Annotated in this window: 19 protein-coding genes and 1 tRNA gene; 14 read left to right on the forward strand and 6 right to left on the reverse strand. The window is 67.4% G+C overall.

All coding sequences use genetic code 11. The annotated features are described in order from the left end of the window. Nucleotides 1-63: 63 nt before the first annotated feature. From ABC977_RS09595 to ABC977_RS09640, 10 genes are all read left to right on the forward strand, one after another. Nucleotides 64-1,266, forward strand: coding sequence for a ribonuclease H-like domain-containing protein (locus ABC977_RS09595; RefSeq protein ID WP_369667034.1), 1,203 nt, complete (start codon nt 64-66; stop codon nt 1,264-1,266). A gap of 165 nt (nt 1,267-1,431) precedes the next feature. Further along, entirely contained in the window at nt 1,432-2,013 is a 582-nt protein-coding gene (gene rsxA, locus ABC977_RS09600; protein WP_369667035.1) for an electron transport complex subunit RsxA, read from the forward strand. A gap of 15 nt (nt 2,014-2,028) precedes the next feature. Next, the gene (gene rsxB / locus ABC977_RS09605) at nt 2,029-2,574 is read left to right on the forward strand and encodes an electron transport complex subunit RsxB (protein ID WP_369667036.1); all 546 of its coding nucleotides are present in this window, start codon (nt 2,029-2,031) and stop codon (nt 2,572-2,574) included. A gap of 36 nt (nt 2,575-2,610) precedes the next feature. Beyond that, nucleotides 2,611-4,263 carry an electron transport complex subunit RsxC gene (gene rsxC, locus ABC977_RS09610; protein WP_369667037.1) on the forward strand — a complete coding sequence of 551 codons (1,653 nt, stop codon included), beginning with the start codon at nt 2,611-2,613 and terminating at the stop codon, nt 4,261-4,263. Nucleotides 4,264-4,272: 9 nt separating this feature from the next. Continuing rightward, complete coding sequence (rsxD, locus tag ABC977_RS09615; protein ID WP_369667038.1) at nt 4,273-5,313, forward strand: electron transport complex subunit RsxD; 1,041 nt, start codon at nt 4,273-4,275, stop codon at nt 5,311-5,313. Continuing rightward, a complete protein-coding gene (gene rsxG, locus ABC977_RS09620; protein WP_369667039.1) occupies nt 5,310-6,473 on the forward strand; it encodes an electron transport complex subunit RsxG in 1,164 nt (387 codons plus the stop codon). Before rsxD ends, rsxG begins: the two co-directional genes overlap by 4 nt. Beyond that, a complete protein-coding gene (locus ABC977_RS09625) occupies nt 6,473-7,192 on the forward strand; it encodes an electron transport complex subunit E (protein ID WP_369667040.1) in 720 nt (239 codons plus the stop codon). The genes rsxG and ABC977_RS09625 overlap by 1 nt, the downstream gene beginning before the upstream one ends. A gap of 472 nt (nt 7,193-7,664) precedes the next feature. Beyond that, entirely contained in the window at nt 7,665-10,214 is a 2,550-nt protein-coding gene (locus ABC977_RS09630; RefSeq protein WP_369667041.1) for an AAA family ATPase, read from the forward strand. A gap of 594 nt (nt 10,215-10,808) precedes the next feature. Beyond that, the gene (locus ABC977_RS09635; RefSeq protein WP_369667042.1) at nt 10,809-15,062 is read left to right on the forward strand and encodes a hypothetical protein; all 4,254 of its coding nucleotides are present in this window, start codon (nt 10,809-10,811) and stop codon (nt 15,060-15,062) included. Nucleotides 15,063-15,438: 376 nt separating this feature from the next. Beyond that, nucleotides 15,439-15,585: a hypothetical protein gene (locus ABC977_RS09640; protein WP_369667043.1), complete on the forward strand. Its 147-nt coding sequence runs from the start codon at nt 15,439-15,441 to the stop codon at nt 15,583-15,585. Nucleotides 15,586-15,760: 175 nt separating this feature from the next. Here the strand turns inward: ABC977_RS09640 and ABC977_RS09645 are convergent, their stop codons facing one another. From ABC977_RS09645 to ABC977_RS09655, 3 genes are read right to left on the reverse strand one after another with little or no spacing between them, the layout of a single operon-like run. Continuing rightward, nucleotides 15,761-16,993: a class I SAM-dependent methyltransferase gene (locus ABC977_RS09645; RefSeq protein WP_439849181.1), complete on the reverse strand. Its 1,233-nt coding sequence runs from the start codon at nt 16,991-16,993 to the stop codon at nt 15,761-15,763. Nucleotides 16,994-16,995: 2 nt separating this feature from the next. Then, nucleotides 16,996-17,754, reverse strand: coding sequence for a DUF1365 domain-containing protein (locus tag ABC977_RS09650; protein WP_369667045.1), 759 nt, complete (start codon nt 17,752-17,754; stop codon nt 16,996-16,998). Further along, a complete protein-coding gene (locus tag ABC977_RS09655; protein ID WP_369667046.1) occupies nt 17,751-19,088 on the reverse strand; it encodes an NAD(P)/FAD-dependent oxidoreductase in 1,338 nt (445 codons plus the stop codon). Before ABC977_RS09655 ends, ABC977_RS09650 begins: the two co-directional genes overlap by 4 nt. A gap of 567 nt (nt 19,089-19,655) precedes the next feature. On the opposite strand from ABC977_RS09655, the gene ABC977_RS09660 reads away from it, so the two are divergent. Further along, nucleotides 19,656-20,489, forward strand: coding sequence for a transglycosylase SLT domain-containing protein (locus ABC977_RS09660; protein WP_369667047.1), 834 nt, complete (start codon nt 19,656-19,658; stop codon nt 20,487-20,489). Between the two features lie 154 nt (nt 20,490-20,643). Here the strand turns inward: ABC977_RS09660 and ABC977_RS09665 are convergent, their stop codons facing one another. The 3 genes from ABC977_RS09665 to thiS all read right to left on the reverse strand — a co-directional run bounded on the left by ABC977_RS09665 (nt 20,644) and on the right by thiS (nt 21,880). Then, entirely contained in the window at nt 20,644-21,420 is a 777-nt protein-coding gene (locus ABC977_RS09665) for an alpha/beta hydrolase (RefSeq protein WP_369667048.1), read from the reverse strand. After that, nucleotides 21,417-21,590, reverse strand: a complete 174-nt coding sequence (locus ABC977_RS09670; RefSeq protein ID WP_369667049.1) for a hypothetical protein — start codon at nt 21,588-21,590, stop codon at nt 21,417-21,419. The genes ABC977_RS09665 and ABC977_RS09670 overlap by 4 nt, the downstream gene beginning before the upstream one ends. An 89-nt stretch (nt 21,591-21,679) precedes the next feature. Then, the gene (thiS, locus tag ABC977_RS09675; RefSeq protein WP_369667050.1) at nt 21,680-21,880 is read right to left on the reverse strand and encodes a sulfur carrier protein ThiS; all 201 of its coding nucleotides are present in this window, start codon (nt 21,878-21,880) and stop codon (nt 21,680-21,682) included. A gap of 182 nt (nt 21,881-22,062) precedes the next feature. On the opposite strand from thiS, the gene ABC977_RS09680 reads away from it, so the two are divergent. The 3 genes from ABC977_RS09680 to ABC977_RS09690 all read left to right on the forward strand — a co-directional run bounded on the left by ABC977_RS09680 (nt 22,063) and on the right by ABC977_RS09690 (nt 26,004). Beyond that, nucleotides 22,063-23,883, forward strand: coding sequence for an AMP-dependent synthetase/ligase (locus tag ABC977_RS09680; protein ID WP_369667051.1), 1,821 nt, complete (start codon nt 22,063-22,065; stop codon nt 23,881-23,883). A gap of 82 nt (nt 23,884-23,965) precedes the next feature. Next, a tRNA-Gly gene (locus ABC977_RS09685) sits at nt 23,966-24,039 on the forward strand. Between the two features lie 150 nt (nt 24,040-24,189). Then, the gene (locus ABC977_RS09690) at nt 24,190-26,004 is read left to right on the forward strand and encodes an AsmA family protein (RefSeq protein WP_369667052.1); all 1,815 of its coding nucleotides are present in this window, start codon (nt 24,190-24,192) and stop codon (nt 26,002-26,004) included. The last annotated feature ends 1 nt before the right edge of the window (nt 26,005 follow it).

Genomic DNA, 26,005 nt, shown 5'->3' on the forward strand with positions numbered 1-26,005 from the left:
CAGCCGAACGCCAGGTGATTGACCCCCGGTCGACGGATTTCATGCTTTGGGGTGGCCTCGGCCATGGGGCTTAGGGAACGGCTCGATCGCCTGACCGGCGCGCCGCCACCACCGGTGCCGGAGGAGGGCACGCCGCTGGTCGCGCGGCTGGCGCGGTTGCGGGCTCGTTCGGTGGCAGGATCAGAGGTGCGCGTCGCCGATGAGCAGGGGTTGGCCGAGCATCTGGCGGCCGAGCGGTTGGCCCCCGGGGTCCTGTGCCGCGAGCAGCAGCTGCCCGGCGCCGAAACTTGGGGCTCATCCACGCTCGATCAGGGCCGTGCGGCCTTGCCCGAGCTCTGCGACGGGCCGGCCGGCGACCCGACCGGTTGGCGGTTCCTCGATACCGAGACTAGCGGCCTGGCCGGTGGCACCGGCACCTGGGTCTTCCAGGTCGGCATCCTGCGGCCCATGGCCGGGGGCTGGCGGCTGCGCCAGTTCCTGCTCGCGCGGCTCGATGCCGAGGCCGCGTTTCTCGCCGCGATTGCCGAGGAACTGGCCGGCGTGAGCCGGCTCGTGACCTACAACGGCAAGAGCTTCGATCGGCCCTTGCTCGCGACCCGCTTCCGCCTTGTTGGGATTGCGGACCCCTTGGCCGAGGCCCCGCACCTGGATCTGCTCGCGTGGGTGCGGCGGGCCTTCGCCGAGGTCTGGGGCGATTGTCGCTTGGTGAGCGCCGAGGAACGGCTGCTCGGTCTGCGACGATTCGACGATCTGCCAGGTGCCGCCGCCCCGCAGGCCTGGCTCGACTGGCTGCGCCAGGGCCGCGTCGCGCCGCTCGAGGCCGTGCTGCGCCACAACCGCCGCGATCTCTTGTCGCTCGCGGTGTTGCCGGTGCCGCTAGCCCTTACCTATCGCGATCCGGCCGCGACCGGTGCCGCGCCCCAGTCGATCGCGGGCCATCATGTCGCGCGCGGGGCGCCGCATCATGCCTTGGCGATTCTCGAGGCCAACGCGGCACGGCTGACCCCGGCGGCGCGGCTGCTCCAGGCGACACTCTACCGGCGCCGCGGCGACTGGGACGCTGCGAGCCGGATCTGGGCCGCGCTCGCCGAGCAGCAGGAGCCAGCGGCCCTGCTCGCGTTGGCCAAATTCCACGAACACAGCCGCGCCGATCCGGTCGCCGCGCTCGCCGTCGCCGAGCGCCTGCCCCCAGGCCCGGACCGCGACCGCCGTTGTGCCCGCCTCGCGGCCAAGCTCGGCCGCGCCCGCAACGGCGGAGCCTCGTAGGGCGGGATGCGCTGCGCTTTCCCGCCCTACGGCGCTTTCCCCTGGCGGGGCCGGTTGTAATCGAATCGCAATCCGGCGTAAGCTTCGCGCTTTGTGCAGTTGCAGCATTTTGCCCGAGGGGATTGGATCGCCCTCGGCGCGGACCCAGCGAGGCGGCCCCTTCAGATGACCGAATACGCGCTGATCCTGGTCGGCACGGTACTTGTCAACAACTTCGTGCTGGTCAAGTTCCTTGGCCTGTGCCCCTTCATGGGGGTGTCGAAGAAGCTCGAGACGGCGATGGGCATGGGGCTTGCCACGACCTTCGTCCTGACGCTGTCATCGGTCTCTTCGTGGATCGTCAACGAGTTCCTGCTGATACCTCTCGGCGTCGAGTACCTGCGCACGATCGCCTTCATCCTGGTGATCGCGGTCGTCGTCCAGTTCACCGAGACGGTGATGCAAAAGACCAGCCCGATGCTCTATCAGGTCCTCGGCATCTTCCTGCCCCTGATCACGACCAATTGCGCCGTGCTCGGTGTCGCGCTGCTCAACTTGCAGGAGCAGCATACCTTCGTCGAGTCGGCCCTGTATGGGTTCGGCGCAGCGGTCGGTTTCTCGCTGGTGCTGGCCCTGTTCGCCGCGATCCGCGAGCGCGTCGCGGTTGCCGATGTGCCGGAGCCCTTCCAGGGCAGCGCGATCGCGATGGTCACCGCGGGACTGATGTCGCTGGCCTTCATGGGCTTCCTCGGCCTGGTCTCGAACTGATCGAGGACCCCTGTCATGTTTGCCCCAGTCTTGGCCCTTGCTACCCTGGCCGCCGCGTTCGGACTGCTGCTGGGCTACTCCGCGATTCGTTTTCGCGTCGAGGGCGACCCGATCGCCGACCAGATCGACTCTCTTCTGCCGCAGACCCAATGCGGCCAATGCGGTTACCCGGGTTGCCGGCCCTATGCCGAGGCCCTGGCCAAGGGCGAAACCGAGATCGATCAATGCACTCCGGGCGGCGAGGCCACGATGCTCGCGCTGGCCGATCTGCTTGGGCGCGAGCCCGTGGTCGGCGAGGGCCGGGAGGAGGTTCAGCGGATGGTGGCCGTGATCGATGAACAGGCCTGCATCGGCTGCACCCTGTGCCAACAAGCCTGTCCGGTCGATGCGATCGTCGGCGCGGCGAGGAACCTGCACGGCGTCATCGAGCGCGAGTGCACCGGCTGCGGGCTGTGCGTGAGTCCCTGTCCGGTCGAATGCGTTCGCATGGTGCCGATCCCGACCGACACGCGCGCGTGGAAATGGCCCTACCCCGCGCGGGTGGTGTCGGCGAGCCGTTAGCCAGCCAAGCCCAGCCAAGCGGAGAAGCGCACGCCCATGAGCCCGGTGGCATTGCTGAATTACAAGAGCCGCGAACGCCAGCTTTGGCGTTTTCATGGCGGCATCCATATCCCGGACGAAAAGGCCCTGTCGAAGGAACGGCCCGCCGCGCAGGCACCGATCCCCCGGTTCCTGGTCCTGCCGTTGCAGCAGCACATCGGCGCGATCGCGAAACCGAAGGTCGCGGTCGGCGATCGGGTGTTGGCGGGACAGAGGATCGCCGACCCCGTCGGCTATGTCAGCGCCGCGATCCACGCATCGAGCTCCGGTGTCGTGGTCGCGATCGAGGACCGGCCGGTCGCGCACCCGTCGGGCCTGCCAGCGCCCTGCATCGTCATCGAGACCGACGGCGAGGATGCCGCGGTCGAACAATTGCCCCCGATCGTCGATTACCGACATGTCGAACGGGCCCTGCTGCGCGAGCGGATCCGTGAATGCGGCATCGTCGGCCTGGGCGGGGCGACCTTCCCGACGAGCGTCAAGGTGAATCCTGGCCACGATCAGCCGATCGAGACGTTGGTCATCAATGGCGTCGAGTGCGAGCCGTACATCACCTGTGATGACCTGCTGATGCAGACGCGCGCCGTCGACGTCATCGAAGGTGTGCGGATCCTGCACCACCTGCTCGGTGTCCGCGCGTGTCTGATCGGCGTCGAGGACAACAAGCCCGAAGCCCTGGCGGCACTGCGCATGGCCCTCGCCGACAGCGACATGGCCGACTGCACCGAGGTCGTCACGATCCCGACCCGTTATCCGAGCGGCGGCGAGCGTCAGCTGATCAGGATTCTGACCGGCAAGGAGGTCCCGACCGATGGCATCCCGGCGCAGATCGGCGTCGTGTGCCAGAACGTCAGCACGACGGTCGCCATCGCCGAGGCGGTCCTCGACGGCAAGCCGCTGATCTCCCGTCTCGTTACCGTGACCGGTCGGGCGATCAGCGAGCCGCGCAACCTGCTGGTGCGGATCGGCACGCCGGCGAACGAGCTGATCGATTTCTGCGGCGGGTATCGCGAGGCACCGCGCAAACTCATCAGCGGTGGCCCGATGATGGGTGTGCAACTGGCGAGCGACCAGGTGCCGGTCACCAAAGGCGTGAACTGCCTGCTCGCCCTGACCGCCGACGAGGCCCCCGACCCCGGGCCGCCGCTGGCCTGCATCCGCTGCGGGCGCTGCGCCGAGGTCTGCCCCGCCAACCTGCTGCCGCAGCAGATCTATTGGCATGCGCGGGCCAAGGACCTCGACAAGGTCCAGGACTACAACCTGTTCGATTGCATCGAGTGCGGCTGTTGTGCCCATGTTTGCCCGTCGCACATCCCGCTCGTTCAGTATTATCGCTTCGCGAAGACGGCGAGCTGGGCGCGCGATCAGGAGGCGCGGCAGGCCGAACATGCGCGCGCCCGTCACGCGGCGAAGCAGGCGCGGCTCGAACGCGTCGAGCGCGAAAGGCAGGCCAAGCTGCGCCAGAAGGCCGAGGCGGTGCGCGACAAGCCTGCCGGGGCCGGGACGGCCCCCTGCACCGAGCCGAAGGCGGCGATCGAGGCGGCCAAGCAACGCGCCGCGGCCAAGCGGGCCGCCGCTGGCCAGGATGCCGCGGCGCCGGCGCAAGCAGGCGCGGTGCGGCCGGAAAAGGAACGACTTACACAGGACTGAGATCCAACGATGCCAGGAACCATCATCTCGTCGCCCCACGGCGCGCGCGTCAATCGCGTCGACTGGATCATGCTTCAGGTCATCGCGGCCCTGATTCCGGGTATCGCGGTCATGATCTGGTTCTTCGGTTGGGGCCTTTTGATCAACATCGCGTTGGCGATCGTCGTGGCCGTTGCGGCCGAGGCCTTGGTCATGAAGCTGCGCGGCCGGCCCGCCTGGCCGGCGGTCCGCGACCTGAGCGCCGTCGTGACCGCGATCCTGCTCGCGCTCGCACTGCCGCCGTCGCTGCCCTGGTGGTTGACGGTGCTCGGCGTCTTGTTTGCGATCGTCATCGTCAAGCAGCTCTATGGCGGTCTCGGGTACAACCCGTTCAATCCGGCGATGGCCGGTTATGTCTTTCTGCTGATCTCGTACCCGGTGGCCGTGACCTCCTGGCTGCCGCCGCTGGTCGCGGTCGAGCACCATCTGACCTTCATCGATTCGGCCCGGATGATCTTCCTCGGTCTGCCGCCGCCGGGGCTCGCCTGGGATGCGGTGACGATGGCGACGCCGCTCGACACGATGCGCGCGGCCCTCGGCGAGGGCCAGACCATCGACCAGATCCAGCGCAGTCCGCTGTGGGGCGAGTACGGCGGCCTCGGCTGGGAGTGGGTCGCCGTCGCCTTCCTGCTCGGCGGCCTGTTCCTGCTGTGGCGGCGCGTCATCACCTGGCACATTCCCGTATCCATGCTCGGTGCGCTGGCCCTGATGGCGGGGCTTTTCTGGCTGATCGACCCGCAGACGCACCCATCGCCGCTGTTTCATCTGCTGAGCGGGGCCGCGATCGTCGGGGCCTTCTTCATCGCGACGGATCCAGTCACCGCCTGCACGACCAAGCGCGGCCAGTTGATCTTCGGCGCCTGCATCGGGGTGCTGGTGTTCGTGATCCGCACCTGGGGCGGTTATCCGGACGCCGTCGCCTTCGCCGTGCTGCTGATGAACATCGGCGCGCCGATGATCGAGCATTTCACGCAGCCAAGGGCCTTTGGCCATGAGAGGGGTCGCGGATGAAACGATCGCGGATCTTCATTGCGGGCTTCATCCTCTGGGCCTTCGCGATCGTCGGCGTCGGCCTGGTCGCGATCACCCAGGCGATGACGGTCGATCGGATCGCCGTGAACGAGCGCGAGGCCTTGCTCAGCAAGCTGCGCGCGATCATCCCGGCAGTGCCGATCGAAAACGACCCCTTGAGCGATGTCATCGAGGTCAGCGCCCCGGAACTGCTAGGAGGGGCCACAACCCGCGTCTATCGGGTCGTTAGCGCCGGTGAACCCGTTGCGGTGATCCTGGATCCGAAGGTTCCGGATGGCTACGCCGGCCCGATCCGGCTCCTGGTCTCGGTGCTCGCCGATGGCCGTCTTGGCGGTGTGCGGGTCGTCTCGCACCACGAGACGCCGGGACTCGGTGACAAGATCGAGGAACGCAAGTCCGACTGGGTTCACGACTTCGCCGGTCGGTCGCTGGGCGACCCGGCGCCGGAACTCTGGGCCGTCAAGCGCGATGGCGGAATCTTCGATCAGTTCACCGGGGCGACCATCACGCCCCGCTCGATCGTCCGAGCGGTCAAGAAGACCCTCGACTATGTCGACGCCGAAGCCGAACACCTGTTCGCGATGATCTCCGATGACGAACCCCCGGCGCCACCCAAGGACGCCTCGGGCGAGTCGATGTCTGACGAGGCGGCCGGGTCGCCCCAGCCCGCGATTCCCGCCTCGAGCGCCGACGAAGACGGCGGACTCGAACACGAGATCCTGGACGAGCCGGCCTCGGCGCCGCGCGACGCCGCTGCCGAGCCGGCCCCGTACCCGATCCCCGAGCCATTCGAGGCCGAGCGCGAACCCGCGGAAGGCCCGGCCCAGAAGGAGCCGGCCTCCCCGACGCAGGAGCCCGCCACCGATCCACCCGGGCACCCGACCGCCGAACCGATCGACACGGACCGCGAAAGTGAAGGCGCGGGAGGCCCGGTTCAGCAGGGGCAAGCCTCTGCGCTGCGTGACGATGCCGCCGAACCGCCGGCGCAGCCGCCGACCATCGCGAGCCAAGAACCGATCGCCAGCGACCCGATCCCACCCGCCGAACCGGCCCTTGAGACGCCGGTCTCCGCGCCGATCTCATCCGATCAACCTGAGCCCGAGACGCCGATCTCCGCGACCGGCCCGGAGACCGACTGATGCCGACGCGTGATCGCTACCGCAACCTGTTCCGCGATGGGCTCTGGGGCAACAACCAGGCCCTCGTCGCGCTCCTCGGGCTCTGCCCACTGCTGGCCGTCACCACGACCGCGACCAATGGCCTGGGCATGGGGCTGGCCACGATGGCCGTGCTGATCCTGTCGAACGCCACCGTCTCGCTGATCCGCAACCTGGTGCGGCCCGAAGTGCGTCTGCCGGTGTTCGTGCTAGTCATCGCCTCGTTCGTCACGATCGTCGAGTTGACGATGAAGGCCTACTTCTTCGAGCTGTATCATGTCCTCGGACTCTTCATCCCGCTGATCGTGACCAATTGCCTGATCATCGGCCGGGCCGAGGCCTTCGCCTCGAAGAACCACCTGGACCGCGCGGTGCTCGATGGCGTCGCGATGGGGCTCGGCTTCCTGCTGGTGTTGACGCTGCTCGGCGGGATCCGCGAGTTGGCCGGGCAGGGGACGCTTTTCTACCAGGCCGACTTGATGTTCGGGGAGCTCGCGAAGGATTTCGACCTGAGTCTGGGCCCGGATTTCCAGGGCGCGCTGATCGCGATCCTGCCGCCGGGGGCCTTCCTGTTCCTCGGTTTCATGATCGCGCTGAAGAATCTGTTCGACCAACGCGCCCGGCGCCGTCGCGCCGCCCGCACGTCAGAGGTCGTGCCCGGCGGCGCAGTCGGTGCGGAGAAACCCCAGGTCTTGGCGTGACGTGTTGTGGGGGCCATACGTGCCGGTGGGATCGATGGGTGCCGAAGCGCTCGCACGGTATCGGCACGACACCCCGCGAACGCATCCTCGTCGGCTCTGCGGCGAGATCCCTTTCGGCGACGGCCGCTGAGCGCCTCGGTGAACTCGATTGATCGCGTCTGGCCCTGCTTCAAGCCCTATGGCTCGATCCCGAATCGATGCGAGCCCTGAGACGTTGATGCGCATCCCGGTCTCGCCGGGATCCTTCGCTGCGGCAGGGTTGTGAATTCATCAGGTCATTGCGATCCACGGCGGCACTCATCCGTGTGTCATGCTGCTTGAGGCCAAATGGGTTGCGGCCCGAGGAGACTCGGCGAGGGGATTTGCCCGATCTGCGTGACTAGGTCCGATCGCGCGACGTAGCAGTTGTTGATGGCGATGCCGAATGATGCCCCTTCGGGCCTGCATCGCCGCCTTGAGTTCCGCGGAGGTCATGGACACCTTAGCGACGGTGTTGCCGCGTAACGAAGATGTGCGCGAGGCGCGGCGTGTGATCATCAAGCTCGCACTGAACGCCGCGCCGAATAATGGTACGCTGAGGCTTTGCCGCACGACAGTATCTGGGCAGGGCGACAAGTCCGCGTTGGCTGCGCGAGCTTTGGAGCGTGCGGTGGAGGAGGGCCGGCAAGGTCCCTCGTCCGTCGCTTGGTCTGCGGTGAGGGCCGGCTGCGCGACCGCCATGATTCTTCGTCCGCTACTCAACGTGCTTTGGCTGACTGGCCCTAAGGACTTGAGAAACTCCATGTATGAACGCTTTTTCGGACTGACCCGCGACCCCTTTCGGCTGACGCCGGATCCAAAGTGTTGTTTTGGACACCGACACTACGCGAAGGCTCGGGTCTACATCGACTATGCGCTGCATCGCGGCGAAGGTTTCGTGATGATTACCGGTCGGCCTGGCACCGGGAAGACAACCTTGGCGATGGATCTGATCGACAAGACCGCCGGAAGCAACGTGAAGGTCGTGCTGGTGGTCAGTTCGCAGTTGGATGCGGAAGATTTGCTGCGTATGACGGCCTTCATGTCTGATTTGGATGTGCAATCCCCACATAAGGCGGACATCTTGCAGCGACTGATCGACTTCCTGGTGCGGCATAGGCAGCAGGGGCGGCGGGTTTTGCTGGTTATCGATGAGGCGCAGGATCTGTCGGTCGCCGCGTTGGAGGAGCTGCGATTGCTGACCAACCTTCAGCATCGCGGCGAGCCGCTGGTGCCGGTCGTTCTCCTGGGCCAGGAGTCCCTGCGCGACCTCGTCCGACGGCCGGGGATGGAGCAGGTGCATCAGCGTATCGTCGCGGCCTGGCATCTGGCGCCGCTCGATCCGTCAGAGACTGTTGAGTACGTGCGTTTTCGTTTGGAACGTGCCGGCTGGCGCGGTGAACCCTCGTTCGATCCCGGTGTGCTGCGGTCCGTCTACGAGTTCAGCCAAGGTGTGCCGCGACGGATCAACCTTGTCTGCGGCCGGCTCCTGCTGCACGCCTTCGGCGAGGAGCGGCGGCTGGTGACCGCCGCCGACGTGGAGGTGGTCCTTGCAGAACTGGCAGAGGAGGGGTTGGGGCCGCCGGAGGCTGCGACGGCCTCTAATCGCCCGCCCGCGGCCACTGAGGAGCACCCCGAGGGCAGTATCGATTGGAGCCAGATCGATCAAGGTCTCGCGTGGGCCGAGCCGATTTCCACCGCATCATGCGCAGGTGTGTCCGAATCACCGGCGTTCGCCGAGCGGGCCGATACACCTGTACCGCAACAGGTCGAGGATTTCATGAGGTCTCAGGCGGCGGCGCCAGCCGAGAAGGAGCTCGGATCGTCAGGGATCGTAGCGGCTGAGCACGTCGCCGAGGCTGGCAACGACCCGCCGCGCGCGAAGAAGAACCCGCACTACTGGGCGTGGGCTACGCTCGGGCTCGTTGTGCTGACTACCGTAGGTCTTGGCGCGCTCTTGGATCCCGCTGTGTGGGTGGATGTCCGGAACAGGGCTGAAACGGGAGCGCGGAACCTGACGGGCGAGGGGGCTGAGGGATGGGAGCTGGGCGCCCCGCGGCTCATCGGTGAATCGGATCTGCTGGAAGCGGAGCGTTTGCCCCTGGAGCCGGCGCCCTCTCCTTCGGCCGCCAGACAGTGGGTCGCAGAGGCAGTCGGCTCACCGCCGATTGCGAAGGAGACGGAGACCCTGGCGACGGACCCTGCGCCGGCGGTGGATCCGGGTCTCCTCGTGGGCGCCGTGTCGGCACCGGATCGTGCTCCACGCTCGCCGGGTAGCGATGATACACCCTTGATGTCGGTCGTCGATGTAGCCGATGCCGATGGGCCGTTTGCGTTAAGCGAACCGAATGACCGGGGTGCTGACCCCGTGGCGATCCTCCACGAGGATTCTCGAGTGACAAGCGAGTCGCACGAGACAAGCGGGTCGCGGACCACGGTCGATGACCGATTTTTGGACCAGGTGCCCGAATCACCGGCCGTTTTGGAGTCGGATCGTGCGGATTGGATGGTCGAAGAGTCGGTGGTCGAAGGGGCAGCGGTGTCGGGGGCTTCTGCCGAAGATGAGCCCCAACTCTCTGTGCCCCCGGATGCGGTGGCCGAATCGGCCGCTGATCTTCGCCCGGATGATGAGGGCGCTGCCACTATCGGCGAGGGCCAGATCGTGCGGGTCCTGTTCGGCTGGAACAGCGCCCGCATCGAGCCGGACTTCGAGCCGGATCTCGCATCGGTCATTGACGCGGCGATGCGCTCCGATGCCAGCCTCATCAAGATTGTTGGTTACACGGATCGGCAGGGGGATCCTCTCTACAACCAATTGCTGTCGCAGCAACGAGCCCAGGCCGTTTCCGATTACCTGGCGGAGCATGGCATTTCGCGCGACCGGCACCGGGTCGAAGGGCGTGGCCCCCGTGAATCCAATGGCGATACGGTGGCTCCAAGCTCGGAGATCGAACCGCAGGATCGTATGGTAGAGGTCTCGGTGCTTCCGAAGCTGTCCATGTGATGCCCAAACCGCGACCTGGCATCGGCGTGATTGCTGGTCCGTGCCACCGTTGGACGGAAACTCAGACGGCCGCACGAACAGATATCGAGGGCCGGGTATATCTTGATCTGGGCGGGTTTGGCCTGACTGGCTGTGCGCATGAGCAGAGCGCGCCGGTCCGAACGACGGAAAGTTTCAGTAAAGGTGGCATCGACCGGGGAGGGTCGCTCACAGCTACCACCAGTTGTCGGTGATGCCCCGGCGGCACAGCCGTGGACAGGCCAGCTGCGCAAACAGGGGGGCGAGCAGGCTTGAATGCCCACCGACACCTTCTCCTCTGTGGTGAACGACTGGGTGCATGCCGAGGTCGGATTTCGACAAGCGGAGGAGCGCGTCAAGTCCGGTTAGCGGGATGTTGGTGGACTACAGCTCCTTGCCGTTCCAGCCGAGTTCATTGGGGCGCGGGCAGTCGACGCCGGGGTGCGTGAGCCGGGTGCCGCCGGTGGATTGCCAGTGCTTGGGTTCTGCTTGTGTCCTAGATGGCCTCGATTCTGCAGTCTTGGCCTGCCTCGAGGCTCTTCTCTTTCAGCCGCCCGATCACGGGGGACCGACTTGATGCTTCAGATCATGAAGCGGATGTCATCGCGGTGGTTTCTGCTCCTGTTCGGCATGCTGGTCGCCCTGGCGATCGGGCGCGAGGCCTGGCCGGCTTCGCTGGATCCGGCCGAGGTGCCCGATGCGTTGCAGCCTTGGATCCCGTGGGTCCTCGATGAGCCGGATGAGCGCCTGTGTCCGCGGCGCGACGACGGTCAGGCCTTGTGCGCCTGGCCGGGACAACTGCATCTCGAGATCGATCGCGACGGCGGTCGTTTCGCCCAGCGCTGGCACCTGCTGGCCGATGCCTGGGTGACGCTGCCCGGCGATGCGGCGGCCTGGCCGCAGTCGGTCACAGTCGAAGGTACGCTACATCCGGTCGTCGAGCAGGACGGTCGACCGGCGCTCTGGCTGGCCGCCGGTGACCATGAGCTGGCCGGTGCCTTCGATTGGCCGCGTCGGCCGCCGGGCCTGGCCTTGTCACCGAGCACGGCCGTGGTCGCGCTGCACCTTGATGGCATCGCGGTCCCCACGCCGCGGATCGATGCCGATGGGCGCCTGTGGCTTGCGGCGGAGCCGGCCGAGGTGGTGGTGGACCCAGAGCGGCCGGCGATCGACGCGGACCGCTTGACGCTCGATGTGGTGCGGCGGATCGATGATCAGATCCCGTTGCGTGTGACGACCCGCCTCGAGCTCGAGGTCGCGGGTGCCGCGCGCGAGATCCAGCTCGGCCCCGTCGCGCTCGCCGGTGGTCTGCCGCTGCGACTCGAGAGCCCGCTGCCGGCGCGGCTCGAGGATCGCGGCCGGCTGGTCGTGCAGGCGCGGCCGGGCCGCTGGACCCTGACGCTCGAGACCCAGCATCCGGGGCCGGTGACGGCGTTGCCACTCGATGGGCGGCCGGCACCCTGGCCGGATCACGAGGTCTGGGTCTTCGCCGCGGATCCGGGCCTGCGTCAGGTCGAGATCCAGGGCGCCGACACGATCGACCCGCGCCAAACGCGGCTGCCGCCGGACTGGCAGCGGTTGCCGGCCTATCGGATGCAGCCGGGTATGACGTTGGAACTGGTGCCGCTGCGCCGCGGTGCCGTCGGCGAGGATCGCCTGCGGTTGACGCGCGACCTGTGGCTCGATTTCGCCGGCGGCGGCGTCAGTCTGCGTGACCGGATCAGCGGTGAACTGCGCACCAGCTGGCGGCTCGATGCCGAGCCACCGCTCGCGCTTGGGCAGGTGACGGTCGATGGCGAGCCCCGGCTGATCACCCGGCAGCCGGGCGCCGCCGGTTCCGAGGCGCCGAGCGGCGTCGAGGTGCGTGCGGGGCAGCTGGAGCTGCTCGCCGACGGGCGCCTTGCCCCGATCTCGATCGGCCTGACCGCGCGTGTCCCGGCGTCGGGATGGGACCTGACCTTCGACTCGGTCGCCATGCGGCTGCACTTGCCGCCGGGCTGGGATCTGTTGGCGGCCGAAGGGGTCGACAACCTGCCGGATTCCTGGGTCGCGCGCTGGTCGCTGCTCGATCTCTTCATGGTGCTGATCGCGGCCCTCGCGGTGGCCCGTCTCTGGGGCGTCGGTTGGGGGCTGCTGGCGCTCGCGGCGCTGGTTCTGACCTGGACCGAGCCGCAGGCACCGCGGACCCTGTGGCTGCATGGGCTGGCGGCGGTGGCCCTGTTGCGTGTGTTGCCGCACGAGGCCACCCGGCCGGCCCTGGCCCGGCTTCGCGCGCTGGTGCGCTTCTACGCGCTGGTCGTCGCGCTCCTGTTCGCCGCGGTCACGCTGCCTTTCCTGGTGACCGAGATGCGCGATGGGCTCTTCCCGCAACTGGATCGGCCCGATGGGCGGGCGGATCTGGTGACGCTGGTGCGTGACCAACTGGCCGAGGATGCGGTCCGCGACGGGGCCATGGCTTCGCCCGCGGCGGACCGAGCGCGATCGGTGTTCGCGACGGTTCCGAGCGCGGCCCCGAAGATCTTGCCGCGTCTCGATCCGGACGCGCGCGTGCAGACCGGCTTCGGTGTGCCGGCCTGGCAATGGCGCGCCTTCGACCTCCAGTTCAACGGTCCGGTGATGGCTGGCCAGGAGGCGCGCCTCTGGTTGCGGCCGCCGGTGGCCGCGCTGCCGCTCGCCATCCTGCAGGTCCTGTTGGTCCTGGCCTTGGCGCTGCGGATCGCCTCGGGGATGCGCCGGGCCCCGCCAGCGGGCGGATCCGGATCCGGTCGCGACCGGCTGGCGGCGGCAACGTTGTCGACCGCGGTCCTGCTCATGCTGGCTGGCCTCCTGGTCACGATCGTCCCAAGCGAGGTCCGGGCCGAGTCGGCGTCGATCGAGGTGTCCGCGATGGCGCATCGCGAGGCACCGCCGCTGCCGACCGGGGCCTTCCCGCCGCCCGAGTTGTTGGGCGACCTGCGTCAGAGGTTGCTCGCGCCGCCCCGTTGCTGGCCCTCCTGCGCGACCTTGACCCGCATGGACCTGCGCGTCTCCGCCACCGGGCTCGACCTGGAACTGGTCATCGATGCAGCGGCCGCCTCGGCCGTGCCGATCCCGGGTCATGTCGAGGGCTGGTACCCGACCAGGATCGACCGGAACGGCACACCCGTCGACGGCCTGCGCCGCGAGGCGGGCGGTACCTTGCTGGTGCCGGTTCCGCCCGGGCGTCACCGGCTGCGTTTGACGGGCCCATTGCCGGCGAGCGGTCAAGTCGAGTTGCCGTTGCCGCTGCGCCCGAAGCGGGTGACGGCTGCCGTCGGCGCCGATTGGCGCATCGAGGGGCTCGATCGCGATGGGCGGCCGGGCGAGCAGCTGCGCTTGCTGCGGCGCTCCGCAGAGCCTGCGTCGCAGGAGCCGGCGGTAACGACAGGCCGCGAAGACGCGCCGCAGGCCCTGTCGCCGTTGCTGAGGGTGACCCGCACCCTGCGATTGGGCATCGATTGGACGGTCACGACCGAGGTCGAGCGTCTGTCGCCGACCGGCACCTCGATCTCGCTGCGGGTGCCCCTGTGGTCGGGGGAATCGGTGATCACCCCGGCGCGCGAGATCGACGGCGACGGCCTGCTGGTGTCCCTCCCACCCGAACGTGTTCGCGATGGCTGGGTGGCGACGCTCGAGCCGGTCGAGCGCCTGAGGCTCGAAGCGACGACCGATCCGCATCTGGTCGAGGCCTGGCGAATCGAGGCGGATCCGCTCTGGCATCTGACGACCAGCGGCTTTCCACCGATGCAGAACCCGGCGGGTGTCGATCGCTGGCCACCGGTGTGGCGGCCCTGGCCCGGCGAACATCTAATCTTGTCGGTCACACGACCTGTCGCGACCCCCGGGCCGACGCTGACACTGGACCGGAGCCGGTACGAACTGAACCCGGGTCGCCGTGCGACCGATGCGCGCCTGGTGCTTACGCTGCGCTCGAGTCAGGGTGGCTCGCACCGGCTGCACCTGCCTGAACAGGCCGAGTTGACAGAGGTCCTGATCGATCGACAGCCGCGCGTTCTGCTGTTTCGGGATGGGGTCTTGGAGTTACCGTTGGTGCCGGGTACGCAGCAGGTCGAGATCGCATGGCGCGAGCCGATTGGGCTGGACTGGCTGTATCGGCCGTCGGTCGTGAATCTGGGGGCGGTCGGGGTCAACGCCGAGACCCGTGTGACGCCGGCCCCGGACCGCTGGGTGCTGTGGGTCAGCGGATCGGGGCTCGGTCCGGCGGTGCAGTTCTGGGCGCTGTTGCCGGTGCTCGCGCTGTTGGCCCTGGTGCTGGCGCGTTGGCGCCAGACACCGCTGACGGCGGCCGACTGGTTCCTGCTCGGCGTCGGTCTGAGCCAGGCCGGGATCTGGGTCGCGCTGCTGGTCGTGCTCTGGCTGTTCGCGTTGGCATGGCGGCGTCAGGTGGCAGCGGACATCCCGCCTTGGCGGTTCAACCTGATCCAGATTGGATTGGTCGGTCTGACGATCGCGGCCCTGGTCGGTCTGTTGGTCGCGGTGCAACAGGGGCTGCTCGGTCACCCGGCGATGCAGATCGCCGGCAACGATTCGACGGCGCGGGTCTTGAACTGGTACCTGGACCGCGGCCTGGCCGAGAGCGCGACGCCGACGCTGATCTCGGCGCCGATCTGGATTTATCGGGTGCTGATGCTGGTCTGGGCGCTGTGGCTCGCGTGGCGGCTGCTGCAATGGCTGCGCTGGGGTTGGGAGGGGTTTGCGGCGCCGGTGCTGTGGCGCGAATCGCGCCGCAGGGACAAGGATCCGTCATCGCGCGGCGCGGCGCCAGACGGGTCGCGCACGAGGGATCCGTGATTCGGGCCGATGCAATCAGGCCGCACGGACAGGCGGGGCAGGCCGTTACTCTCGAGCGCTTGCCCCGCCAGCAGCGCATTGGCCGCGCCTTGGCCGATCCGGGTGCGACTCGGCCGCTGCGGGCGACCAGTGGGTGCGGCCTCGTGCTTCAGACCGCAGTCACCCAAACCTTCATCGACTCGGGACACCCGCCCTGCCGTGGCATGCGCGCCCCGTGGCGGGAAACATCAGGCCCTTTTCGTGGTCGAATCCAACGGACGATGAGGCAGACCGGACGAGACCGTCAACGAGTGGTTTTATCAGGCCCTGGCCCTATATCGTCAGACAGGACCGCGCCCAGCGGTGTTTTCAACCAGCGGCCTAGTTGGAGGCAGCCATGACGTTCTTGATCCTTGCCCTCGCCGTGATTGTCGCCGGTACGGCCGTGGCCTACCTGGTCGGTGAAACGAATCGCCGCCGGGCCTTGCGGCCGGTCCCGATCCGCGTTCGGCATCAAGCGGGTCCGACGCGCCGTCGACCCTGACCAAGCACCAAGACCCTCCCAGCCAGCGGCCCCGCCGGGATTACCCGAGCGGGGCCTCTTCATTTGGGTCTGCTTGGGGGAGCTGGTTGCTCGTCGCGTTCACAGGGAGCGGGTCGCGATATGACGCGACCACGCGACGCGCAGGTGGATTCGCGGATCGATCACACCGCCCCGATCAAACACCCGCCCGTTCGAGACGCACTTGCATCAGATCGATTCGACCATCGCGGAACCCGGCCTCGCAATAGGCCAGGTAATAGCGCCACAGGCGGATGAAGGGCTCGTCGTAACCCAGGGCGCGGATCTCGGCGAGCCGTTCGTCGAATGTCTGGTGCCAGGTCGCGAGCGTGCAGGCGTAATCGGCGCCGTGAAAGCTCTGCGCCGTGACCTCGAGACCGGCGCGCCGGGCGGCCTGCGCGAACCGCTCCGGGGTTGGCAGCATGCCGCCGGGGAAGATGTAGCGCTGGATGAAGTCCGGGCGGTCCCGGTAATAGACGAAGGTTGGTTCGTCGATCGTGATCACCTGCAGCGCTGCGCGTCCGCCGGGCCGCAGGCAACGGCGCAGTGTCTGCATGTACTGATCCCAGTAGGCCTCGCCGACGGCCTCGAACATCTCGATCGACACGATGTGGTCGTAGGTTCCATCGAGATCCCGGTAGTCCTGGAGCCGTAACGAGACCTGTTCGGCGAGCCCAGCGCGCTCGGCACGCTCACGCGCCCAGGCGAGCTGTTCCTCGGACAATGTGATGCCGGTCACCTGTAGTCCGGCCGCGGCGGCCTGTTCGGCGAAACCGCCCCACCCGCAGCCGATCTCGAGGATGCGTTGCCCGGGTCGGGCCTCGAGCAGGTCGAGCAACCGCTGGTTCTTGTTTCGTTGCGCCTGTTCCAGCGACTCGGTCCCGGTCGTGAACAGGCCGCTCGAATAGGTCATCGTCGGATCGAGCCAGAGCCGATAAAAGTCGTTACCGAGGTCGTAGTGGTACGAGATGTTGTGCCGGCTGCCGCGGCGCGTGTTCGCGTGGCGCTGGTGGTGGAGGCGGACCCTGAGCCGGTGCAGCCAAGAGCCCGTTTCGAGACTTGCGATCGCCGGTTCGTTGACCGCAAACAGATACATCAGATCCTGGAGGTCCGAGGTGTCCCAGTCGCCAGCGAAGTAACCGCGGGCGAAGCCCATGTCGCCGCCGAACAGGGTCCTTGCGATCAGCCGCAGCGGGCGGTGCAACCTGACCTCGACGGTCGGGCCGGGCTGGTCTCCGATCATCGAATAGAGCCGGCGGTCAGCGCGGATGTCGATGCGACCCTGCAGCAGACGAATGCGCGCGAGTCGGCGCAAGAGCCGTCTGGTCGGATGCCAGCTGAAATCGCCAGCCGGCGGCCACTCGACGTCGGCAGTATTGTCCTTGGCCATCATCAGCTTACCTCATGACTCGGTGGGGCCGGTTTGGGGTGGAAGGGGGCGCCGCGCAGCCAGATCTTCAAGGCTTGCCAGTGGATTCCGGCGAGCACCTTCGCGGTCAGCAGCGGCGTCCGTAGCATGGCCCTAAGCAGCGCGCGGTCGCTCACGGGTTCGCCGCGCCCGGTCTGGCTCGCGACCAGCATCAGGCGCTCGTCCTGGAATTCGCGGATCAGTACTGACAGCCGCTCATCCGGCTCGGCGAGCCGAAAGTGATAGCGTGCCTGCATGCCGATCAACGGCGAGACATGGAAACACTTGTCGGCGGTGTCGACCAAAGGTCGATCCTCGGGCACGCCGTGCCGTCCAAGCAGATAGAAATGGTGCTCGCCGAAGGTGTTGTGGACCTCGGCCAGGATCACGCGCAAGCGGCCGCTCTGGTGAAAGCCGTACCACAGGGTCAGCGGATTGAAGCCCAGGCCGAGCACCCGCGGAAAGCACAAGAGCTTGACGGTGCCACCCTCCAGGTCGATGCCCTGTTCGGCCAACAGCCGATCGAACCAGGGCCGCAGCGGTGACCCGTCCATCGGGCCGTGGTCCTGCGGATAGAAGCTCAGCAGATTGAACCGGCCGATCGACAGCAGACGGCTGCCGGTGCGATCGAGCGCGTCGAGATCGAGCAGCAGGCTGAAGACCCGGTAGACGAATCGGTAACGCACCGGAAACAGGCGCCGGTGCATCACCTGCGTCAGATAGAGGCGGTGTGGAGATGTCACTGGGTCGCTTCGACCAGTCGTCTCTGCCCGGCGGGCCCAGGTTGACGCAGCGGGGCCGGGTCCGTCAACCAGCCGACGTCGACGTCGAGGTCGTCGGCGACCCAGACCGCGGCGCGCAGCGCGTCTTCATGGAAGCCATAGCCGAAGTAGCTGCCGCAGTACCAGATCCGGTCCTGCCCCTGGATCTCGTCGAGTCGCGCCTGGGCTCGCATCGCGCCCTGATCGAAGACCGGGTGTTCGTAGGTCATCTTGGCCAGGATCCGGTCCGGCCGGGGCCCGGCGAACGGGTTCAGACTGACGAAGTAAGGTTGGTCGGTGTCGAGTGCCTGAAGCCGGTTCATCCAATAGGTCACCGACACCGCGGCCTGGCCGTCCTCGGCATGGCGGGCGAGATGGTTCCACGACGACCAGACCCGGCGCGAGCGTGGCATCAGGTAGTCGTCCGTGTGCACGAAGACCTGGTTCGGCTGGTACGAGAAGGCGCCGAGCAGGCGCTGTTCCGCATCGGTCGGCTGTTCGAGCAGTCGCAGGGCCTGATCGCCGTGACAGGCGAGCACGACGCCGTCGAAGGTCTCGACGCGACCCGATGCCAGTTCGACGCGGACGCCGCGTTCCTCGCGTCGCACCGCACGCGCACCGTCACCGACGATACGTTCCCCAGGCGCCAGATCCGCGACCATGCGCTTGACGTACTCGCGACTGCCGCCGACGACGGTCTTCCACTGGGGCCGCTCGGTCAGGTTCAGAAGCCCGTGATTGGCGTAGAAGCGCGCCAGGCTCGCGGCCGGGAATTGCATCATCGTCGCCTTCGGACAGGACCAGATGGCCGCGGCCATCGGCAGCAGGTAATGCTCGCGGAAGGCCTTGCCGAGCCCCTCTTGGTCGAGAAACTCGCCGAGGCTTTCGTCGCCGAACGCGCTCTGGGCAAGCCGCGCCTTGCAACGCTGATTGAAGCGTAGGATGTCGCGGCACATGCGCAGGAAGGACGGGCTGAACAGGTTGCGGCGCTGCGCGAACAGGCTGTTGAGGTCGCTGCCGGCATACTCGAGATCCCAGGGGCCGATCGAGGCGGCGAACGACATGTCGGTGTCGCGGGTCCGGATGCCCAGCCGCTGGAACAGCCGTGTCAACAGCGGGTAGTTGATCTCGTTGTAGACGATGAAGCCGGTGTCGATCGGGATCCTACGCCCGTTCTCGTCGATTTCGATGGTGTTCGTATGGCCACCGATGTAGTCGTTGTGCTCGATCAACGTGACCCGGTGGCGCCCGGTCAACAGCCAGGCGGCGGCCAGCCCGGCGATTCCGCTGCCGACGACGGCGTAGTGTTGTCCCATGAGACCCGCTCCAATGAATGATGGTGGCACGCCTCGTCAATGTTTGTACTCGCGCCGCGGATTCCAATGACCCGGCGGCGATGCGGCGTGCCGGTCGGTTGGGCCCGGCGTCGCCCGCGGCTCGGCGGTCGGCGACCGGGCTGGTCTGCTTCGTGAGCTCGAATCGGTTCGGATCCTACCCGAACGGGTGCCGCCTGTCCCTCTAGGCGGCGGTCGGTTTCCGCAGGCGGAGGACGGGCACGGGCGTGAGTCGGCCCTAAGATGGGCCGCGGGCTTGGCAGCGGCGCCCGTTATCGCCGACACTTACCGCTTTTGGGGAGGCGCTGGTCGATCGGCCGTACTGGCCGAAAACCGGCACGGAAGTCGACAGCGCGGTTTCCGACTTCCTGCGTGTTCGGTCGCTTACCGTGGCAGAACGCGGCGGGGCCGGAGCCCCGCGTGGGAAGCGCTGCATCGTTCAGCGCTTCGCGAGGGGCCGTTGCGGGGCGTGCGGGGGGCCTCATCTGGTCATCGCCAACGCTCGGCGGCCGCGATCGAGTGTCGAGTGCAATCGATAATGGGAATACGATGAGACCAAGACACGGGGCGATCTTGTCATGGATTTTCGCGATCCTGTTTCTACTGTGGTTCCCGGCGATTGGTGCGGCTCAATCACTGCCGGCGTTCGAGCAGATCATCAGTGCCACCGATGCCGATGAGCTGACGGCCTGGGGACGACGTTACGAACGAGGGGTCGGCGTCGCGCAGGACAGCGAGAAGGCCGTTCGGCTCTATTGCCGGGCCGCTCGACTGGGGGCTGTCGACGCGAAGTTCTATCTCGGGCAGGTGCTGGCCTTTGGTCGCGGCCTCGAGCGCGACCCGGCACTGGCTGCGGCCTGGCTTCGGGAGGCAGCCAACCAGGGCGAGCGGCGAGCGCGCAACATGCTGATGCTGCTCGATGGTGACGGCCAGCCGACGCGCCGCGCGACCTGCCCGACCGGCGAGGACCGTGCCCGAATCGCTCAGCGCGTCCATCCGGCCCAGGGCGAGATCGCCGAACTGGTGCGCCGCTTGGCGCCGAATTACCGGTTGGATCCGGAACTGGTCCTCGCGGTCATCGAGACCGAATCGAACTTCAACCCGAAGGCCCTGTCGCCGAAGAACGCGCAAGGGCTGATGCAGTTGATCCCGGCGACGGCCGCGCGGTTCGGTGTCCGGGATGTCTGGGACCCCGAGCAGAACATCCGTGGCGGCATGGCCTACCTGAGTTGGCTGCTCGATCACTTCGACGGCGATGTATCACTTGCGTTGGCCGGTTATAACGCCGGCGAGGGCGCGGTCAGCCGTCATGGCGGTATCCCGCCGTACCGCGAGACGCAGGCCTATGTGAGTCGGATCATCGAGCGGATCGACGGGTCCTGATGGGTTTTCTGGGCGCGCTCGGGGCCTAGTAGCGACGGCGGTGCGAGCGACCTTGCCGCCGAACTGACGAGGGTCGGTCTACCGCGCGTCGCGACCAGGCCGCGCGAGGGCGCATGCCGATCTCGGCGCTAGGCCTTCGGAGATTGGCACCGAGTCAGCGCTCGGGGTCGGCGTAAAACCAGCCCCGTGGCCCGCGGCGGTCGAAAGGCCGCCAGCCACCCTCCGGCTGGGCCAAGCGATCCGCGATCGCGTAGAGTACGAGCGGGTTCACGGCCAGGCCGAGATGGCTGGATTCGATTTCGATGTTTTCAGTCGTCGGTCCGGGCCGCTCGACGCTGCACCGCCAGGGCACGATGCCGTCGCTGCGGCTGTAGATCGAGGTCGTCGGCACCGGCGGTGTCCGCTCGAACGGACCGTGGCGCTCGGTCAAGCCCATTGGCTCGCCGGTCAAACGCGCGGACATCTGCCAGATCTCGGCCGGTGACGGCTTGCCGGTGAAGGGTGTGCCGAGCGTGATGACCAGGCGCACTGCTGCCGGCGAGGCCTTCGCGATCTCACGGGCATAGAGCCCGCCGAGGCTCCAACCGACCAAACTGACCCGGCGGCGGTGTTCGCGATGAAGCTCTTGGAGCCGTGCCTGACAGGCCTCGAGCAGTTGGTCGCTGGGCCCCGGGTTGACGCCGAGGCGCCAGGGTTCGGCGCGATAGCCAAGCCCCTGGAGGTAGGCGCGCAGCGGCTGGGTCGTCAGATCGCCGCCGAACATCTGTGGAAACACCAGCACCGGGTGGCCATCGCCGCGCGGGGCCAGATCGAGCAGGGGTCTCGCCGCGAGCATGGCGCCGCATTCCCAGCCAACGCGACCCTCCAGCGCGAGCCGCACCGGTGCGGTCAGCTTGAACCACCAGTGGTCATCGGGAGTCGCGGGCATCATCCTTCCTCGCAGACGAAGCGGTCGTCCGCCCGCGGCTGCCCGGCGTTTTGGCGCGGTTCGGCGAGCCAGCCGGTGCGGACCGGTTGCGGACAATCGAAGGCTGGCTGGACCGGCATCCCGGCCAGGCGTGTTAGAGGCGAATGGATTACCTCGATCGGTTCGATCTGCATCGTCGTCTCGCGCTCGTAGCCCCGGCGTGGTCGATCATCCGGACGGATGCCGGCGGAGGTGTTGGCCGCCCCGAGGCGCCACCAGCTGTTCAGCCGCCGCCGACGGCATGGATGATCTCGACACGGTCACCTCGGGCCAAGCGCTGCTGTCCGAACTGGCTGCGTGGCACCAGGTCTTCGTTGACCTCGATGGCCAGGCGGCGCCCGCCAAGGTCGAGATGCTCGATCAAATCCGCGAGCGACAAGTCCTCGGCGACCTCGGTCAGTGCGCCATTGATGACGATCTGCATTGGTACCTCGTAAAACGGGGGCCGGTCGGCCGCATTCTATCCGATTCCCGGCGGAGTGCGGCGGTGGTCCTTTCGTATCTTTCGGCCGCGGTTCCTCGATTGGATCGGCAAGCCATTGTATGATCGCGGCGCCTTGTGCCTACCGGTGCAGCTGACCCCACCGACAACTGGAGGAACGAGTCGTGAGTCTTTGGTCGGAGGATCTCATCGCGGTCGAACAGGCCGTCACGCTGGATGGTCTGTTCCTCCAGCGCGTGCACCGTTCTCCGGAGCGCGTCGCCTATCGCCACTATGACCGGGGTGCGGCCGAATGGCGCGCCCTGACCTGGCACGAGATGGCGCGGCAGGTGGCCCGCTGGCGCGACGCGTTGGCCGGGGAGTCGGTGGCGGCCGGGGATCGGGTCGCGTTGGTGCTGCGCAACTGCCCCGAATGGGTCATCTTCGATCAGGCGGCGCTGGCTTTGGGCCTGGTCACGGTGCCGCTCTACACCGACGATCGCCCGGAGAGCGCCTGCTATATCCTCCAGGACGCGGCAGTCAAGATCCTGATGGTTCAGGATGTCATTCGCTGGAAGCGTCTCGCTGCCGCGCTCGGGGAGCGTCCCTATCCGGCTCGTGTCGTCTTGTTGGAATCGAGTGACGAGGCCTATGAGGTCGCGCGTCGCGATCCGCGGGTCGTGGTCGCCGATGCTTGGCTGCCGGCGGTCGGTATGGGTCTCGAGCCGCGCGCGGGGCGGCCGGATGAGCTCGCGACCATCGTCTATACCTCCGGCACCACGGGTCGGCCGAAGGGCGTGATGCTCAGCCATCGCAATATCCTGAGCAATACCCACGCGAGCCTGACCGTCATCGACTGTTATCAGCAGGATGTCTTCCTGTCCTTCCTGCCGCTGTCCCACATGCTCGAGCGCACCGGCGGCTACTATCTGCCGATGATGGCTGGTGCCTGCGTCGCTTACGCGCGCTCCATCGCCCAACTGGCGGAGGATCTGCAAACGATCCGGCCGACCGCGCTGATCGCGGTGCCGCGCATCTTCGAGCGGATATACCAACGTGTGCAAGAACAGGTCGCCACGCGCGGCCGATTGGCCCGGTCGCTCTTCGGGTTGGCGGTGGCGGTCGGTTGGATCGCGTTCGAGCACGGGCAGCGGCGCCGCGGCTGGCATCCGGCGTTGCTGTTGTGGCCGTTCCTACGCCGCAAGGTTGCGGTCGCCGTGCTGGCCAAGCTGGGTGGGCAGCTGCGGCTCGCGGTCAGTGGCGGAGCGCCGTTGCCGAAGGATGTCGCGCGCCTGTTCATCAGTCTCGGGCTGCCGTTGATCCAGGGCTACGGGCTCACCGAGACCAGCCCCGTCGTCAGTGTCAACCCGTTGCATGACAATCGCCCTGACGGTGTCGGTGTGCCGGTGCGCGGCGTTCAGGTCCGCGTCGGCGACGACGACGAGCTCCTGGTCAAGGGGCCGAATGTCATGCTCGGTTACTGGAACAACCATGCCGCGAGCGCGAACATGTTCGATCGGGACGGCTGGCTGCGCACCGGCGATCAAGCGCGAATCGACAGCGGTCACATCTATATCACGGGCCGTATCAAGGACATCCTGGTCCTGTCGAACGGCGAAAAGGTGCCGCCGGCCGACATGGAGATGGCCATCGCGATGGATCCGCTGATCGAACAGGCCATCGTGATCGGCGAGGGGCGTTCCTTCCTCAGCGCCTTGTTGGTGCTCAATGCCGATCTCTGGGCCGGACTCGCGCGCGAATACGCTCTCAATCCGGCGGCGACCGAGAGCCTCGAGGATCCCGCGCTGATCCGCGATATGCTAAAGCGGTTGCGCGATGCGCTGCGGGATTTCCCCGGTTACGCGAAGATCCGTCGTGTCGTCTTGTCGCTCGAGCCTTGGTCGGTCGAGAACGGGATGCTGACGCCGACGATGAAGGTCAAGCGCAACGAGGTGCTCAGGTACCACGCCGAACAGATCGAGCGGCTTTACCGGATGGAAGCCTGACGCCGGTCCAGTGCGTGGATCCGCGCGGGCGACGACCGACCCTTGCACCAGTCGGGTCGGAGCCACTAAACTAGCGAGCAGCGCGGGTGTAGTTCAATGGTAGAACCTCAGCTTCCCAAGCTGATGGCGTGGGTTCGATTCCCATCACCCGCTCCAATGCGCTCCACGGCCTCCGCCGATCCCGTCCGCGTCCTGTTCGAGACTGCGCCCTACTTCTCGTTGCCGTCGTTCGATCGGCGGATGTCCCGCTCCTGTCGCTGACCTGGCCCGCGTCGGGTCGGTGCGCATTGTCCCGGTATCCCTGACATGACGAAGACCGCCAAAAGATCGCTGATCCTGTCGATCCCGTTCGTCTTGCTGATCCTTTCCGCCGGCTGGCTCTGGTCACCGTTCGGTCGCGATCAGTTGAGCGCGCTCGTGGGCGACTGGGTCATGACCGAGACCGGCCGCGAGCTGACCATCGGCGGCGGGGTCTCGGTGCGGGTCTGGCCCGGCATCGGGGTCGCGGTGCGCGAGGCGGTGCTGGGCAATCCACCCGGCTTCGGTGATGGCCCCTTCGCCGAGATGGACCTGGTCGATCTGCGCATCCGGGCTCGATCCCTGCTGCGCGGGCAGATCGAGGTGATCGCCGTGCGAATCGATGGCGTGCGTGTCTATCTGGAGCGCGACGAGGCCGGCTACGGCAATTGGGATGACCTTCTGGAATTGGGCTGGGGCGGATCATCGCACGCCCCGGGTGTTGGGGTCGCTCGGCCCCATACCGGGTGGCTGGGGTTCGCCGGGATCCCACCCGTGCGGGCCGGGGCTGGTGACGACCCTTATCTTGCGGTCTACGAGGGGCTGATCGACTGGCGTGATCGCGCCTCGGGCGGAGCCGGGCAGGTCACCGAGGTTTCGTTGACGCTCGCCGCTCCGCCGGCGCCCGGGGCGCGTGTCGGTTGGCGCCTGCAGCAGGCGCTGATCGAATCGCCGCCGACCCCGTGGCGGCGCCTCACGGGGCAGGGAACCCTGACCTTCGATGCCTTCGGAAGTTGGACAGGTCCGGATCCCTGGCATCTGCGGCTCGACCCGCCGACGACGGCCGAGGGTGTGGCGCTGGAACTGGACGCGACTGTGACGGCCCAACGGGCGCTTGGCCTCTATCGGTTCGACGACCTGGTCGGCACCGTTCGGGATCTGTCGGATCCGGCCGGCGCGATGCCGCTGATCGGGCGGCTCGACGGGCACATCGAGATCGAATGGCCACCGATGATGCCGGCGACGCCGTTACCCGCGGCGGATCCGGCGATCTCCGGCCGTTTCACGGTTGCGGATTGGCGGCTGGCTGGATTGCGGTTGGCCCCCGCCGAGCTGGAATTGACCGGCCGCGATGGGGTCTTGCAGCTGGTGCCGCGCCTCGATCACTTCTATGGCGGGCGTTTGGCGGGTCGGTTGGCGATCGATGTCCGCGACGGGCCGCCGAAGCTCGCGCTGCGTGTCGATGGGAACGGGCTCCAAATCGGTCCCCTGATCGCTGATCTGGCCGGCACCGGCTGGCTCGCGGGCACCGGGGACTTGAGCGCCGACCTGACCGCGGCCGGCGACACGGCGGCGCTGATCCGCTCGACGCTCAACGGCGAGGTCGCATTCGCCGTGCGCGACGGGGCCTTGCAGGGCATCGATGTGATCGGCTTGATCGCCGATGCCCGGGCGCGGTTCGAGGGTCGCGCCGTGCCGGTGCCCGACGAGCCACGGACGCTGTTTCGAGAGCTCACGGCGAGCGGTCGGATCCAGGATGGCCTGCTGACGAATCAGGATCTCGTCGCGCATGCCGATCACCTCGACGTCACCGGTCGCGGTCGACTCGATCTGGTGGCCGAGCGGATCGATTACCGGCTCGAGGCGGTCCTCGTCGATCCGCCGGCCGGGTCGCGGCTCACCGAGTTGGCCGGGATCCCCGTGCCGATTCGTGTGCGCGGATCCGTGATGGACCCGGCCTGGTCGGTCGATTTGGCCCCGGTCGTGCGGGAGATCGCCCGCCGGCGGCTCGACGAGCGCGGCGGCGATCTGCTAAAGGACCTCGAGGGGCGTCTGCGTCTCGACGGCCTCGAGCGTGGGCTGCGCGACCTGATCGGGCGCTGAC

This window comes from Thioalkalicoccus limnaeus (assembly GCF_041197575.1).
GTDB lineage: Bacteria > Pseudomonadota > Gammaproteobacteria > Chromatiales > Chromatiaceae > Thioalkalicoccus > Thioalkalicoccus limnaeus.